Annotated in this window: 16 protein-coding genes; 9 read left to right on the top strand and 7 right to left on the bottom strand. The window is 39.4% G+C overall.

Annotation, left to right across the window (positions count from 1 at the left end):
* Positions 1–58: 58 nt before the first annotated feature.
* The 3 genes from GS400_RS19655 to GS400_RS19645 all read right to left on the bottom strand — a co-directional run bounded on the left by GS400_RS19655 (position 59) and on the right by GS400_RS19645 (position 2,244).
* Positions 59–1,288: a molybdopterin-dependent oxidoreductase gene (locus GS400_RS19655; protein ID WP_236561080.1), complete on the bottom strand. Its 1,230-nt coding sequence runs from the start codon at positions 1,286–1,288 to the stop codon at positions 59–61.
* Positions 1,289–1,379: 91 nt separating this feature from the next.
* Positions 1,380–1,817 (bottom strand): sensor histidine kinase, encoded by a 438-nt coding sequence (locus tag GS400_RS19650; protein ID WP_236561079.1) that lies wholly within the window; start codon positions 1,815–1,817, stop codon positions 1,380–1,382.
* A gap of 118 nt (positions 1,818–1,935) precedes the next feature.
* Positions 1,936–2,244, bottom strand: a complete 309-nt coding sequence (locus GS400_RS19645) for a hypothetical protein (RefSeq protein ID WP_160104414.1) — start codon at positions 2,242–2,244, stop codon at positions 1,936–1,938.
* A gap of 232 nt (positions 2,245–2,476) precedes the next feature.
* On the opposite strand from GS400_RS19645, the gene GS400_RS19640 reads away from it, so the two are divergent.
* The 7 genes from GS400_RS19640 to GS400_RS19610 all read left to right on the top strand — a co-directional run bounded on the left by GS400_RS19640 (position 2,477) and on the right by GS400_RS19610 (position 9,350).
* Positions 2,477–2,911 (top strand): universal stress protein, encoded by a 435-nt coding sequence (locus GS400_RS19640; RefSeq protein ID WP_160104413.1) that lies wholly within the window; start codon positions 2,477–2,479, stop codon positions 2,909–2,911.
* A gap of 135 nt (positions 2,912–3,046) precedes the next feature.
* Positions 3,047–4,411, top strand: coding sequence for a sigma-54 interaction domain-containing protein (locus GS400_RS19635; RefSeq protein WP_160104412.1), 1,365 nt, complete (start codon positions 3,047–3,049; stop codon positions 4,409–4,411).
* Positions 4,412–4,641: 230 nt separating this feature from the next.
* Entirely contained in the window at positions 4,642–5,337 is a 696-nt protein-coding gene (locus tag GS400_RS19630) for a CoA transferase subunit A (RefSeq protein ID WP_160104411.1), read from the top strand.
* 15 nt (positions 5,338–5,352) lie between these two features.
* On the top strand, positions 5,353–6,027 hold the full coding sequence (locus GS400_RS19625) for a 3-oxoacid CoA-transferase subunit B (protein ID WP_160104410.1): 675 nt from the start codon (positions 5,353–5,355) through the stop codon (positions 6,025–6,027).
* A gap of 19 nt (positions 6,028–6,046) precedes the next feature.
* On the top strand, positions 6,047–6,823 hold the full coding sequence (locus GS400_RS19620; RefSeq protein ID WP_160104409.1) for a 3-hydroxybutyrate dehydrogenase: 777 nt from the start codon (positions 6,047–6,049) through the stop codon (positions 6,821–6,823).
* A gap of 18 nt (positions 6,824–6,841) precedes the next feature.
* Entirely contained in the window at positions 6,842–8,020 is a 1,179-nt protein-coding gene (locus GS400_RS19615; protein ID WP_160104408.1) for a thiolase family protein, read from the top strand.
* Positions 8,021–8,066: 46 nt separating this feature from the next.
* Positions 8,067–9,350: a GntP family permease gene (locus GS400_RS19610; protein WP_160104407.1), complete on the top strand. Its 1,284-nt coding sequence runs from the start codon at positions 8,067–8,069 to the stop codon at positions 9,348–9,350.
* Between the two features lie 116 nt (positions 9,351–9,466).
* Here the strand turns inward: GS400_RS19610 and GS400_RS19605 are convergent, their stop codons facing one another.
* The gene (locus GS400_RS19605) at positions 9,467–10,453 is read right to left on the bottom strand and encodes a Gfo/Idh/MocA family protein (RefSeq protein WP_160104704.1); all 987 of its coding nucleotides are present in this window, start codon (positions 10,451–10,453) and stop codon (positions 9,467–9,469) included.
* Between the two features lie 132 nt (positions 10,454–10,585).
* Here GS400_RS19605 and GS400_RS19600 point away from each other — a divergent pair, with 132 nt between their 5' ends.
* A complete protein-coding gene (locus tag GS400_RS19600; RefSeq protein WP_160104406.1) occupies positions 10,586–11,131 on the top strand; it encodes a GNAT family N-acetyltransferase in 546 nt (181 codons plus the stop codon).
* Positions 11,132–11,304: 173 nt separating this feature from the next.
* Here GS400_RS19600 and GS400_RS19595 read toward each other — a convergent pair whose 3' ends face one another.
* Positions 11,305–11,625 (bottom strand): hypothetical protein, encoded by a 321-nt coding sequence (locus GS400_RS19595; RefSeq protein WP_160104405.1) that lies wholly within the window; start codon positions 11,623–11,625, stop codon positions 11,305–11,307.
* 470 nt (positions 11,626–12,095) lie between these two features.
* Here GS400_RS19595 and GS400_RS19590 point away from each other — a divergent pair, with 470 nt between their 5' ends.
* On the top strand, positions 12,096–13,487 hold the full coding sequence (locus GS400_RS19590; protein ID WP_160104404.1) for an alkaline phosphatase: 1,392 nt from the start codon (positions 12,096–12,098) through the stop codon (positions 13,485–13,487).
* 92 nt (positions 13,488–13,579) lie between these two features.
* Here the strand turns inward: GS400_RS19590 and GS400_RS19585 are convergent, their stop codons facing one another.
* Positions 13,580–14,785, bottom strand: coding sequence for a S8 family peptidase (locus GS400_RS19585; RefSeq protein ID WP_160104403.1), 1,206 nt, complete (start codon positions 14,783–14,785; stop codon positions 13,580–13,582).
* Positions 14,786–15,105: 320 nt separating this feature from the next.
* Complete coding sequence (locus GS400_RS19580) at positions 15,106–16,020, bottom strand: hypothetical protein (RefSeq protein ID WP_160104402.1); 915 nt, start codon at positions 16,018–16,020, stop codon at positions 15,106–15,108.
* Positions 16,021–16,026: the final 6 nt, after the last annotated feature.

Raw genomic sequence — 16,026 nt, 5'->3', positions numbered from 1 at the left:
CAACTCTTATTAAAGTATTCGTAAATATCTAAGTGGTGAAAATAAATGGTCATAGTCCCTAAACCCAAGCATCCTTATCATAGCCTCTTTGCTCCCAATAACCGGTATGCTCATGATCAATCAATTCAATTCGGTTTAACCATTTAACTGATTTATAGGCATACATTTTTGGAACAATAAGCCTGACTGGACCACCATTACGGTTCTCAATAAGCTGTCCATCCATGAGCATGGCCACCATGATATCTTCCCCCATCGCTTGTTCAATGGTTAAGGTATCTGTGTACACACCATCCTGAGAATAGAACTTCACATACCTTGCATCGCTGTTAATCCCTGCCTGATCTAGTATGTCTTTTAACTTAATACCTTCCCAAGTTACATCGTAGACACTCCATCCCGTTACACAATGAAAGTCTGATACTTGCACATTACGGTTAAGATCCACAAACTCTTTCCAATTCCATGATTGAGGATTATGAACGAAACCATCAATTTTAAATGAGAAATTTTCGTCATTCACTTCAGGCATAGAGGTGACTGAATAATAGCGAAATGTACCACTTCGTCCTCCGCCAATAGGAGGGTTAGAATGAGGTGATGGTTTTGGCATTGGTGTAAATAGCTCGGTCATTGGTAATGGTGAAGGTGTTTGAGATGCTGTTGGTGTGCTAAAGTATGGTTTTGCCCATTGGTAAATAAAAGGGGTGAAAACCACCGTAACGGCTGCTCCTGTTCCTCTTCGTAAAAATGTACGTCGGTTCATGATTGGATTCCATTTTTCGATAACAGGGCGTTCTTCCTGAAGTTTTTGGCGACGACGTTTTTCTGTAGCTTTAAACCACTGGCTACGAGTTATGCTGTGATAGATCAGGTAAGGAACTCCAATCCATGTCATTACATCATGAACAATAAGAGCAGCTGAACTGACTCTAGGACTAAAGCTGCGATGGTAGGTGAGTAGTAATCCGGAAATTATAAGAGCGATAAGAACGAATAGAACAAAAAATAGATTTAGTCGATTTGCTTTTTGTTTACGTAATGTTTGTAAGTGGCGTGCCAACTTAGGGCCGTAAAAAAGGATAGGAAGAATACTTACAAAGCCAATCCAAATATGCCAATCTTTCACCCAAATACGAACTTGTGGCAGCCATTGGCGGAATTCGGAAGAGACAAGAATCAATCCTGTTAACGCAAGAACAGTAAACAGGATTGCATTCCAATGGTGAAGTTGCTTGAGTTTGAGCATAAGCTTTTTTTGTCTTTTAAAAAAGATACTCTTATCCAATCGAACCACTCCCTTCATCAATTGGTAGCCTTATCGAGAATGTAGAACCTACACCTAAGGTACTTTCAACTGAAATTTTACCTTTATGTGCTTATACGATATGTTTGGCAATGGCTAACCCGAGCCCTGACCCGGCATATTTTGGGTTGCGAGAAGTTTCCACCCGATATGTTCGGTCAAAAATGAGCGCTTGATGTTCTTGTGAAATCCCTTCCCCACGATCCTCCAACTCAATCAATACGGTGTGCTTTTCATAAGTAATACGAATATCGATATCCGTATCAGCTTTAGAATGACGGAGTGCATTATCTAGTAAATTAATCATTACACGTTTTATTTTTTCCCGACCCATAAATACGTCCTTTATGCGTTTAGGGAGGTCAATGTTAACCTCTCGACTTTGTTCTTCTAAAGTAAATCGCTTATGCTCCATAACCTCTAGTAACCATTGATCAATAGCGATACATTCCATGTTCAACTCCATTTGTCCTGAATCGTAAATAGACAGCTCGAACAACTGTTGAATCATCTGACCAAGGCGTTCTACTTCAAGAGAGATATAGATTGTTTCTCCATGTTGATGCTACCCCCCCTTTTGTGTTCTTTCTATCATCATAGCATGAACAAACCAGGGGGGAAGAAAAGCTTTACTGTTCATCCATTGAGTCATCATCTTCCATGTCATTGTTCATGTCATCATTCATATCGTCTTTGTTTTCCATTTTATCTTTATTTTCCATGTCAGAGCCATCACCATTCATTTCAGAATCTTGGTCATCCATGTTTTTGTCCTTCTCCATATTTTGTTCCTCACTCATATCATCCTTGTTATCCATATCGGATTCATCTTGATTCATGTCTTCATCCATATTTTCTTCACTGTTCATATCTTCTTGTTCACCGTTCATTTCTTCATCACCACCAGAACTACATGCAGAGAGAGTAAACATCGTCATTAGTTCTAAAATTATCGTTAATCTTTCATAGATTTCAACTCCTTTTATTGATTAATAGTCAGTTTAACCAACAAGACTTACATATCGCTTAACGAACCCTTACAAAAGTATTAAATATATTTTTGCTAAGTTATTGTCATAATCTATTCAACTTCGATACTCTATGATAAGTAAAATCTATGATAAAATAGAACTAAGAAAGATATCACTATTAAAGATTGGAGGGCTCCTCATGAAAAAGAAGATCCTCGTAGCTTATGACGGTAGTGATCTAAGTAAAAAAGCTGTGAAAGAAGCGGAAAGACAAGTTCTTGAATCAGCCGAAACAGCCGTTCATGTGATTTCTGTGGTGAAGCCAACTGGACCTGTCACAAATGCCAACGTGACCCGTCAAATTGGTGATGAACTGAAGAAACAGTATGAAGAAGATATGGCAAAGATTAAAAGAGAGATTGAAGATGATGGGGTTTTTGTCACGACAGATGTAATCGTTGGAGAGCCAGAACAAAACCCTGCAATAAGCATTACCAAATATGCTGAATCACATGACATGGATTTAATTATTGTTGGAAGTCGTGGGCTGGGAAATGTGAAAAAGCTTTTCCTTGGTAGTGTCAGCAATAATGTTGTGCAACATGCGAAATGTCCAGTTCTTGTTATTAAATAGTTTTCGGGTAGAGAATGATAGAAAAATTAAATGAATAAACAGAAAAAGTCCGCATATGCGGGCTTTTTTAATTATTATTCTCATGATAGACTTCAATTTAGAATGTTGAAATCGTTACCATAGGAGCGTGACTTCATGCGAGAGATTATTGAAAACCACAGACATGACTTATTTGACACCTTTTTTGAGAGTGGAAACTTTTGCATTGTTATCGTAGATCAAGTCGGGTTCATTTCATATATGAATGAAAGTTATTGTAGATTTTTAAACGTTGAAAAATCAAATGTTATTGGAAAGCATGTATCTGACGTTATTGAGAACTCCCGTATGCACATTGTCACGCAAACCGGAGAAGAAGAGATTGCAGACCTTCAATATATTCGTGGCAGTTATATGATTGCAAATCGCGTACCTCTCCGATCAGAAGGGGAGATCGTAGGAGCACTTGGGATGGTGCTGTTTCGTGATACTGAAGAATGGCTGAAGATGAACAGTCACATTCGGGATCTCTTACTAGAATTGAAAGCCTATCGATCCCAACGCAATCAACAAAACGGTGCTACTTACTCTCTTCATCATATAATAAGCAGATCACAAGAATTAGAGCGGTTAAAGGATAAAGTGAAAAAAATTGCGCCGGGAGATGTATCGATTCTTCTTAGAGGTGAAAGTGGCACAGGGAAAGAATTATTTGCACATAGTATTCATCACCTCAGTGAACGTAGTACCAAGCCTTTTGTAAAAGTGAACTGTGCTGCAATTCCTGAACACCTTTTAGAATCAGAGCTTTTCGGCTATCAGGAAGGTGCTTTCACAGGTGCTAAAAAAGGCGGAAAGCCCGGTAAGTTCCAGTTGGCAGATGGAGGCACATTGTTTTTAGATGAGATTGGTGATATGCCACTAAATGCTCAAGTGAAAATTCTCCGTGCTCTCCAAGAAGGGGAAGTCGAAGCTGTAGGAGCAGTTAAACCTCAAAAGGTGGATGTCCGAATCATTGCATCAACGCACCAGCCATTAGAGGAGTTGATTCTATCGCAACACTTTCGAGAGGATTTGTTTTATCGAATTAATGTTGTCCAATTTCGAATCCCTCCTCTTCGTGAGCGCAGAGAAGATATTCGTCTATTATCAAAATCTTTACTTCACAAAGTGACAGAACGAATCGGTAAACGCGTTATTGATTTTGATGAAGATGTGTATGAGAGTCTGAAGCAGTATCACTGGCCTGGTAATATTCGGGAGTTAGAAAATGTGATTGAATCTGCTGTACATTTGACGAGTACAGAGGTCATTGGTATTGAAGACCTTCCTGATCACATTCAACCGAATCCTTATTTAGGGCAGGAAGATGATAGTTTGAAAGAAATTATGGAGCGTACAGAAAAGCAAGCCATTGAACGGGCCATTAAAAGGGTAAATGGAGATAAAACAAAGGCTGCTGAACAATTAGGAATCGGGAAATCAAGTCTTTATGACAAAGTGAAAAAGTATGGACTATAGCCATTCCGGAAAATCGGAGAACCATTCCGATATTCTGGAATGGTTCTTTTTCACCCTTTTGTGTAAGGGTTTACATACTGGGGTGATAATAAGATTGAGCTTTTTCCGGGATTTCGGAATGAGTTTGTCTAATCAAAATCTTAAAAAACACCAACAAGAAAGCGTTTTCTTAATTATTGAAAGTTGGCATGATTTTTGCATGAGTATAGGGTGAAGGGAGTGGAAGATGGATGAAAGACATTTATACATCATTTCAAGAAGCAGTAAAAGATATAGAGGATTATTCAACAATTATGGTGGGAGGATTCGGACTTGTAGGAATTCCGGAGAATTTAATTCTTGCATTAGTTGAATCCAACGCCAAACATTTAACGGTGATTTCAAATAACTGTGGCGTAGATGACTGGGGTCTTGGGTTACTACTCCAAAACAAGCAGATTGATAAAATGATCGGATCTTATGTAGGTGAAAATAAAGAATTTGAACGTCAGGTGATAGAAGGTGAGCTTGAAGTAGAACTCGTACCCCAAGGAACATTAGCAGAACGTATTCGAGCGGGTGGAGCTGGCATCCCTGCCTTTTATACTCCAGCTGGCGTTGGTACTCCAATCGCTGAAGGAAAAGAAGTTCGAACATTTGATGGGAAAGAATATCTTCTTCAAACAGGCTTAACAGCTGACTACAGCCTTGTAAGAGCAGCTAAAGGTGACAAACACGGAAACCTTATTTATAACAAAACAGCACGTAACTTTAACCCAATGATGGCAGCTGCAGGTGCAACGACCATTGCAGAGGTTGAAAAGTTAGTAGAACCAGGCGCTTTAGACCCGGACCAAATCCATACTCCAGGTATCTATGTGCAGAGCTTAATTGAAGGTCAACAAGAAAAACGTATTGAGCGCTTAACACTAGCGAAACAAGCTTAACAGGAGGAGATTAATATGGCAGTAAATTTAGATAAAGCAACGGTTCGCGAAAAGATTGCGAGACGAGCTGAGCAAGAAATTGAAAGCGGTTTCTATGTAAACCTAGGGATTGGAATGCCGACGATGGTAGCGAACTACATTCAGCCGGGTAAGCAAGTGGTACTTCAATCTGAGAATGGGTTGCTAGGGATTGGACGCTCTCCATACGAAGAAGAAGTTGATCCAGACCTTATTAATGCTGGTAAAGAAACCGTAACAGCTTCTATTGGAGCATCTTATTGTGATAGTGCTGAGTCATTTGGCATGATTCGCGGACAGCACTTAGATCTAGCTATTTTAGGCGGGATGGAAGTATCTGAGACTGGTAATCTAGCTAACTGGATGATCCCGGGAAAGATGATTAAAGGTATGGGAGGCGCTATGGATATTGTTCATGGTTCCAAAAAAGTTGTCATCATTATGGACCATGTAAATAAATATGGAGAGCCAAAAATCCTTAAAGAATGTACGCTACCGTTAACAGGTAAGGGTGTTGTTAATCGCATTATCACGGATCGTGCTGTGATTGACGTAACCAAGGACGGACTTGAGTTAGTTGAAGTTGGAGAAGGTTGGACGATTGATGAAATTAAAGAATGCACCGGAGCAGAATTAAAGGTGTGTGAGGATCTTTACGAAACAAAGCGTTAACGTTTAGGGGGACATGAGAATGGTTGAAAACAAAGTAGTATTCATAACCGGTTCCGCGAGCGGGATTGGTTATGAAATTGGTGTTGAGTTTGCTGAGAAAGGCGCGAAAGTTGCGTTAAGTGATATTCAAGAGGACAAAGTACAAGAGGTTGCAGATCGACTGAAAAACATGGGGTATGACTGCATTGGCTTAAAATGTGATGTAACGAAAGAAGAAGATATTCAAAATGCCATCGATAAAACAGTCGAACAGTTTGGTCGTCTAGATGTACTTATTAATAATGCAGGGTTACAGCATGTTTCTTCGATTGAAGACTTTCCCACTGAGAAATTTGAGTTCATGACAAAGATAATGCTGACTGCACCATTTATTGCTACAAAGCACGCCTTTCCAATTATGAAAAAGCAGGGCTTTGGCCGAATTATTAATATGGCATCGATTAATGGACTGATTGGTTTTGCAGGAAAAGCAGCTTATAACAGTTCAAAGCACGGGGTGATCGGTCTTACAAAAGTATCTGCGCTTGAAGGTGCGGAGCATGGCATTACAGTCAATGCAATCTGCCCTGGTTATGTAGATACACCTCTTGTGCGTAATCAACTTGAAGATCTAGCGAAGAACCGTGACGTATCTTTAGAGAAAGTGCTTGAAGATGTCATCTATCCGTTAGTTCCACAAAAACGTTTATTAGAAGTGAAAGAAATAGCGGATTATACAGCATTTCTTTCAAGTGACAGTGCAAAAGGCGTTACAGGTCAGGCAGCCGTTTTGGATGGCGGTTACACAGCTCAATAAAGAAAGGGGAAACACAACATGACTAACGTTTATATTTTAGAAGGAGCTCGCACACCTTTTGGTAGTTTTGGTGGAGCATTAAAAGATGTTGATCCAACGCAGCTAGGCGTAACAGCAAGTAAAGAAGCCATTCAACGTAGTGGGGTGAAAGCATCAGATCTTGATTTTTCTGTGCTCGGTAATGTCATTCATTCAACCAAGAATGCTCCTTACTTGGCGCGACACGTAGCATTGCAGTCTGGACTAAATATTGAGAGTCCAGCACTTGCCGTGAACCGTTTATGTGGTTCAGGCCTTCAATCAGTCGTATCAGCGGCTCAATCGATCATGCTTGGAGAAGGTAAGGCAGCACTAGCTGGTGGAGTAGATAGCATGAGTTTAGCTCCTTATGCATTACGAGGTAGTCGTTTTGGCACAAAGCTCAGTACACCACAAGTTGATGACATGCTTTGGGCTGCTTTAACAGATGAGTATATTGGTGAAGGTATGGGCGTTACAGGTGAGAACTTGGCAGATAAATACGAGATTTCTCGTGAAGACCAAGACGCATATGCTGCACAGAGTCATCAAAGAGCTGCAGCTGCAAGAGAGAGTGGAAAGTTTGCAGAAGAAATTGCTCCTGTGGAAGTGAAGTCTCGCAAAGGTACAAAAGTAATCGATACAGATGAGCATATTCGTGAAGATACGACACCAGAAACGTTAGCTAACCTGAAGCCTGCGTTCAAAAAAGATGGGTCCGTAACTGGTGGAAATGCTAGTGGGATCAATGATGGCGCTGGAGCGGTTGTTTTAGCTGGCGAAGATTTTGTTCAAGAAAAAGGTCTAAATCTTCTAGCTAAAATTGTTTCCTGGGGTGTAGCAGGTGTAGATCCATCTATCATGGGAATTGGTCCAGTTCCAGCTATCAAAACGGCTCTAGCTAAAGCGAATCTATCATTAGAAGATATGGATCTTATTGAAGTGAATGAGGCATTTGCTTCTCAGTACCTATCAGTAGAAAAAGAGTTAGGTCTAGATCGAGACAAAGTAAATGTGAACGGTGGTGCGATTGCGCTTGGTCACCCAGTCGGTGCGAGTGGTACACGAGTTCTCTACACGCTTGTTAAAGAGTTGAAACGTAGAGGGGAGCGTTATGGTGTAGCTTCACTTTGCATTGGAGGCGGTCAGGGAATCGCAATGGTTGTAGAAGTTCAGTAAGCTCTTAAGATCATCTTGAACGAACATAAATACAGGGGGAAAAAGCATGTTTGGTATTTTACTTGGACTTGTTGTCCTGATGGTACTGGCCTATTTAGGCTGGTCCATTATCTGGATTGCACCGATCTCAGCGGGGGTCGTTGCACTTACAGGTGGATTGGATTTATTAGAAGCTTATAAAGATACGTATATGGGTGGATTTGTTTCATTCGCAAAGTCATGGTTCCCGGTATTCATGCTTGGTGCCATTTTTGGTAAGTTGATGGAAGACACAGGCATGGCTCGATCTGTTGCTGTGGCTATGACAAAAGTTATCGGTACACAGCGCGCTATTCTGGGAGTACTTGCTTCCGCAGCTGTTTTAACATACGGAGGTGTTAGTTTATTCGTTGTGGTATTTGCGGTGTATCCATTAGCGATTTCTCTATTCCGTGAAGCAAATATTAGTCGTAAGCTTATTCCAGCGACCGTAGCATTAGGTGCATTTACGTTTACGATGACGGCGTTACCAGGTACACCTCAGATTCAAAACCTGATTCCAATGGAGTATTTCAAAACAACACCTACAGCAGCACCAGCAATGGGAATTATAGCTGCAATCATCATGGCTGTTGGAGGTTATCTATACCTGCGTTGGCAAGAGAAGAAGTTGAAAGCAAATGGCGAGGTGTTTACCGAGCCGAAAGATACTTCGAATTTAAAAGTGGACGACAAGGTGCCGCATTGGCTATTATCTTTCTTACCACTATTAACAGTACTCATCACATTAAATGTGTTTGAATTAGATGTTATCACTGCGCTTATCTTAGGAATATTACTTATTATGGCGTTAAATATCTCAAAATTCAAACGGTTTGTTACCGCAATTAATAGTGGTGCAAGTGGTTCTGTAATTGCGATTATTAATACAAGTGCAGCAGTTGGTTTCGGTACAGTTGTGCGTGCAGTGCCAGGTTTCGAAAAATTAACGGAATTATTAATGGGCGTAAAAGGACATCCATTAATTTCAGAAGCGATTTCTGTTAACATCCTTGCTGGAGCGACAGGCTCTGCATCAGGTGGTATGGGAATTGCATTAGAAGCACTTGGTGATAAGTATTATGAAATTGCCATGAATACTGGTGTAAGTCCAGAAGCCTTCCACCGTGTGGCATCTTTATCCTCGGGTGGACTAGATGTACTTCCTCACAACGGAGCGGTTCTTACGTTATTTGCGATTACAGGTATGACGCACAAAGACAGCTACAAAGATATTTTCGTCGTTGGTGTACTTATTCCGATTATCGCTCTTGCGTTTGTGATTATGCTTACAGCGATTGGAATTTTATAAGTTTGAAATGAACCAGGTCATCTACTTCAGATGGCCTGGTTTTTCATTCTGAAATAGACATCACTGCAAAAGAAGTGTGAGGGCTTTACGTATCATCCCTCACACTTTTAATTAAGTTATTTTTGATCAGCTTCATAAACCAGTCCAAATTGTCTCCGAGCTTCCTCCATAACATGGCTTGTCTCAAGAGAGCGTTCCCATGTGTTCACGCTAGATTCCTGCTCACCCTTTTGTACCAAGCTCACAAACTCTTGAACTTCATAAGCCATCGGAGGTAAGGGGGTTTTCACTGTAATATCTTCTGTAGAACCATCTCGCCAATGAACCTTAACTTCAGTCGGTTCTCCCATATGGTTAAACACAATTGTTCCATCTTCCCCTTGAATCTCACATGGCGCATATGAGGTGCTAATTTTGGAATGGGATACGACAGCTTCCATTTCTGAGTAAATTGCAACTACGCTTCCTTCGCCATCGACTCCAGAAGAGAGCATTACGGCATTTGCCCTCACATTATTGGGTTCTCCAAACAACGTAATCATGGGATACAACCCATATATTCCTAAATCCATAAGGGATCCGTTTGAGAACTTAGGATTAAATGCATTCAATACTTCCCCGCGGCGGTAAGCGTCATATCGAGAGGAGTATTTTGAAAACTGGACAGCGTAACGTCGGATGGTGCCAATACGCTTCATGTTTTGTTGGATTTGCTGAAAGTTTGGTAAAAAAGTCGTTTTCATGGCTTCCATTAAGGTAACGCTATTACGTTTAGCAGCATCAATCATTGTTTGTACCTCAGATGAATTAGAAGCAAAAGGTTTTTCGCACAACACATGTTTTCCATGATCCATCATGAGTACAGATTGTTCCACGTGAAACGAGTTTGGACTAGCGATGTAAACAGCATCAATGGCTTTACTCTTCGCTAGCTCTTCTAAACTTGTGTAGGTATGATGAACATTATATTGATTGGCAAACTCTTCTGCTTTGGAAGTTGTACGAGAATAAATCGCACATAATTCAAAGCCTTCCACTTGTTCAGCCGCATGTAGCATGGTTTTTGTTATGTTATTTGTACCGATAATTCCAAATCGAACCACGATATTCACTCCAAGTTCTAGTATCATTTACGCTATTATTTTAACAGAATTCACACAAAAGAGGGATTTAACCATAGGTATAGAAATATATTTGGATGTGAATGAAAACGATAATCATAAAGGGAAGAGAGTATGAACCAAAACATAAGGATTACTTATAAAGCTCTTCAAATAGATGATATGTTGCCCAATTTGTTGAAGGACTTCAATCGTTATCAAGAAACCAATAAAGTCTGGTATAAAGCCGGAGTGCAATACTTAACAAAACAAGATTCTTTTAGGGATGAGTGGAATCTTGAGAAGAAACGAGAGGTCGTACAAAACTTAAAGCAGTGTATTCAAAGAGGTGGTTATGTAGTTGGAGCTTTTCATAACCAGAAAATAATTGGATTTGCTAATGTTGATGTAGAACGGTTTGGCTCAAATGCTCAATATGTTGAATTACCCTATATTCATGTATCTAACGAGTTTCGAGGGTGTGGCATTGGGAAAGTTCTATTTAAAAAAAGTTGTGAAGCGGCTAAGAGATCAGGTGCGACTAAGCTTTATATTGCTGCACACCCCGCAGTGGAAACTCAATGGTTTTATAATTCAGTAGGATGCACTTATGCTGAAGAAGTAAATGAGGCTATATTAAGGAAAGAACCATTAGACCTGCAGTTGGAGTGTCGCCTATGAACTCGATAAAAATAAAACCTGTAGTGGTATATATTCTCATTATCTTTCCGGTTCTAGAAGGGGTCTATTTTTCCTTAAAGAAAATGAATATATGTTTATAGGTGATTTCACAAAGCAATCAACAAAACCCAAGCTGTCACATATGACGCCTGGGTTTTGTTGATTTTATTACGTTACCAGCCCATCATTCCAGTTCTAGTTTGTTGTTCATGTTCGTAGTTATGCGGCATTTGATCAAAATAATCCTCGTTGTGTTCAGGTTGGCGTTGTCCACCATCTCCATGACAATCCTTGAACATTTGTTCAAAATCTTCATTTTCAAAATTCGGATGTATGTCCTTCATAATGGGAAGCATTTCTTCAAAAATAATTGGATGTAAGAAGTTGGAGTTTGTTGTATTACCTTCATTCTCGCTAGTACCATGTGCAAAAGCTGAAGTTGCAATACCTACTACTAATACGGCTGTAAATAAGCCAGCAATTCGTTTTTTCATAATTCTCAACCCCTTTCTCTTTCTATCTTTATTATAAACCATATTTGAGGGGGTTCTTTATTGGTTCTTTTAACATTTTGTGAACCTTTAGGGGTATTTGCTAATTGAGCGGCAAGAGCATTAGGAGCAACAGGGACGTTCGTGAATGAAACTGAACTTGCTCGAGAAGGTGCACGGTTATATCGAACATTAGTTGATTCGTCTTCGCTATCTTTAAAACTCGATGGGGTAAAGCGAGATAGTTATCATAATGAATTACTTACAAGTACACTCTCTTCGGAAAACAGTCCGATGAGGGAGAACAATTGGTCATGAAATTAACAAGTTAATAGAGATAAAAATGAAAAGCAGACAATTATTGCTTTTCATTTTTTTAATACTTCATTAATACTTATTAACCCTTTTCTAAAACTCTATCAATAATTGAACATTATGATGAAGTTGTATTAGATTAATAAGGAGGATTTAAGATGTTTAGTAAAAAAGCTTCGTTAAAAGTTCTATCAATTGCTGCAGCGGCTTCTATTGCAGTAGGAAGTTTTGCAGGATTGAATACTTCTGCTGAAAAAGCAGATAAGGTAAAAGAAAATAATAGTGAAATTAAGAACGTTATTTTCTTAATTGGAGACGGAATGGGCCCATCATATACAACGGCTTATCGTTATTTGAAAGATGATCCATCTACTCCTAAGATGGAGGCGACAGGATTTGATCCATACCTTGTGGGGATGCAAAAAACGAACCCAGAGGATCCTAAGGAAAACATAACGGACTCCGCTGCTGCAGGAACCTCAATGTCTGCAGGTATTAAAACCTATAATGGTGCTATTGCGGTAGACAATGATCAATCAGAAGTGAAGACTGTTTTAGAGCAAGCGAAAGAAAACGGAAAAGCAACAGGTTTAGTTGCAACGTCTCAAGTCAACCATGCTACTCCTGCTGCTTTTGGTTCACATGATGAAGATCGTCATGACTATAATGAAATTGCAGATGATTATTTTGACCTTAAAGTGGATGGAGAGCATCAGATCGATGTCATTCTCGGGGGAGGAACGAAGTATTTCGACCGAGATGACCGTGATTTAACGAAAGAGTTCCAAGAAGATGGCTATAGTTACGTTACGAATGAAGAAGAGCTTATGAATGATGATAACGAACAAGTCCTTGGTCTATTCGCTAAAAAAGGTCTTCCAAAAATGATTGACCGTACAGAAGAAATCCCTTCTCTTGAAGAAATGACGAACAGTGCACTCGATCGTCTAAGTAAAGACAAAGATGGCTTCTTCCTAATGGTTGAAGGCAGTCAAATTGACTGGGCTGGTCATGGAAATGATGTTGTTGGTGCCATGAGTGAAATGAAAGATTTCGAAAAAGCATTTAATGCAGCCATTGAGTTTGCCAAGAAAGACAAGCACACACTTGTTGTAGCTACAGCAGATCACTCTACAGGTGGTTTAAGTATTGGGCGTGATGGTCCTTACGTATTTAACCCTCAAGCTATTAAAGATGTAAAACGTACTCCAGAGTTTATGGCTTCTGAAATTGAAGAAGGTGGAGAAGTTAAGGAAGTATTAAATAAGTACACAGAGTTTGAAGTCACAGAAGAAGAAGTTCAACAAGTTGAAAAAGCTAAAGAGAAGCTATCTGAAGATAAATACGCTCTAATTGATGCTATTGCGGAGATATTTAATGTCCGCGCTCGTGCTGGTTGGACTACAGGTGGCCATACGGGTGTAGATGTTCAAGTATATGCTTATGGTCCAGGAAAGGAAATGTTTACTGGGCTTACAGATAATACGGATCAAGCTAAAAGCATCTTTAAGATTCTTGAACAAGGGAATAGTAAAAAAGAAAAAAAATAAATAGAATGTGTGAAGAGCCTCGGTTTATACCGGGGCCTTTTAATTTAAAGAGGACTGCCCTAGATAGACAGTCCTCTAATGAATATGCTTACTTAGTATTGAACAGCATCATAAGAATTGATTCTGCCGTGTTCGAAATACGTACCCGTACCGGAGATTTCATCTGCAGACTGTTCAATAGCTTGTCTAATTTCAGAGTTACTACGGCCTTGTGCTGCTAGAAGACCAGCTAGTCCTGCTACATGAGGAGACGCCATAGAAGTTCCAGACATATAAGCATAACCATTGTTCGGAACTGTAGAAGCAATATCTACACCAGGTGCAGTTACATCAACCCATGTACCGTAATTAGAGAAAGAAGCTACCTGATCGTTCTGATCAACAGCGCCTACAGCAATTACATTACTATAAGAAGCGGGTTCAAATGTTGTAGATACACCATCATTTCCTGCAGCAGCTACAAGTGTAGAACCGCTATTCCATGCATAATTAACGGCGTTCTGTAATGTAGTTGTACTACAGTCACATCCAAGTGAAAGGTTAATGACCTCAGCTCCAACATCAGCAGAATACGTAATGGCATCCGCTATATCATCTAGTGAGCCACTTCCATTTTCGTCTAGAGCACGTACAGCAATAATTTCTGTATTCGGAGCCATTCCAGCAATCCCTCTAGAATTGTTCGTTTCGGCAGCGGCAATCCCAGCAACATGTGTACCGTGGTTATTTAAGTCCATTGGGTAATAATCATTATCCACGAAGTCATACCCTCGTAGTGTTTTGCCATCTAAGTCAGGGTGGTAATAGTCTACACCAGTATCAATAACAGCAATTTCTTGTGAGCTGCTTCCTCGTGTAATATCCCAAGCGTAGTTAGTATATGTGTTTTGTGGGCCATATTGATAGCCTTCATAGTAAGTATCATTAGGAGTCCAAGCTACATTAAAAATATAGTTAGGTTCAGCATAATCAACTAAAGGGTTTTTACTCAGTGCTTTTACAACTGCTTCAACATTTCCAACTTTTAAAACGTCAAAGCTAGATTTAACTGCATCGTTATCAGGGATCAAGTTTGCACCTACATTTTCAAGTACCTTTTCTTTGGCCTTTGATTTTACATCGTCCTTAAATTTAACAATGACCTCTCCTTTTACAAATGCCCCTTTTTCTTGCTGTACATTAATGTCACCGATCTTCTTTGGTTCTTTGATATCATCACTAGATGCGGCATCTGCAAATACTGGGGAGACCATCATCGAAATGGCTAAAGATAAACTAGCAATCTTTTTTAACTTCATAAAAATATTCCTCCTTTAATAGATTTAATGTCATATTAGGCTAAAATAAAGGATTTTCCTACCTCTTTTGTTTGGGAAAAGGGGGCGTTATCGAGGGAGATAATTATGGATGAAATACTTTGCTTTGTGAAAAAATATAAAAAGAGAGGATTTCGATGGTAGATTTTTTAAAAAAAATAGGATATATAGACTAGGTGATGAAGGTCAATTCTGGTTTATGTATGTTATAACCTATTTTTATTTCCTTGTTTTCCCTATCATTTAAGGTCTTTACATAAACGAAGAAGCACAGAGGATACTCTGTGCTTCTTCCATATCTCTTAACTAGACTGTTTTTTCTTCCAATGAGCATAATCATGGACTGCAATTCCTGAAAATGCTCTGTTATTCTTAAAGGAATTTCTCAGTTGTTTTAGCTCCTGACTCATGTGCCCAGGTTCAGTGCTGTAAAAGGTAGTATGCTTTCCTTCATCTGTATCAATGATGTTTACCCCAATTACCACAGATTTGTCTTGTTTGTCGGCCTCTTTCACAATAGGGGTTGCAATTTGGCTGATTCCATTATTTCCTTCTGCATAATTGCGGTAAGCCATAAGAGTCATTGAATCATAATGTTTTAGCATCCACTGACTTAGGCTCATGGACTTGCCAGGAACATTCAACTTATGAATCCAAAAAGGAAAATCACCGCTGACTGTAAGGTTTGTGTCTTGTTTTGCTTCTTCAATAAGGTGTACAGAATTCATCATCCATTGTTCCATAACCGACTCTTTATCTTCCTTCCAAGAAGGGAGGAGGTATGGCTCAATGTCTACATGAATTCCCTGGAATTGTTCGTTTTGTTCAACCATTTGATTATAGTTTTTTATCTTTGAAACAAAGTTTGTTAAATCCTTTTGTTTAGAGGTGAGCGCCCAATATGGGTCTCCACCAAGAGCATAAACTTGAATATCTTTTTGACTAGCTTTTTGAATAAAGGAACGATAATCCTGGACGGAAAATTGTTTCGAGCTCACGTGAACGTAAATTAAGTTCACGTCTTGTTCATTAGCAAACGAAACGATTTCTTCAGGTTGTTTTGCGATCTTTTCCTCATCCCAAATCCAAGTTGCTTTTACTTGATCATTTGTCTGATCTGGATTATGAAGTATACTAATCGCCCCAATCAATATATAAACAACAACGACAATTACTAAAATGTTTGGTCTTTTGATGATTTTCTTGATGGAATTCATATAGAT

This window comes from Pontibacillus sp. HMF3514 (assembly GCF_009858175.1).
GTDB lineage: Bacteria > Bacillota > Bacilli > Bacillales > BH030062 > Pontibacillus.
This window is presented reverse-complemented; position numbering and strand designations above follow the sequence as displayed.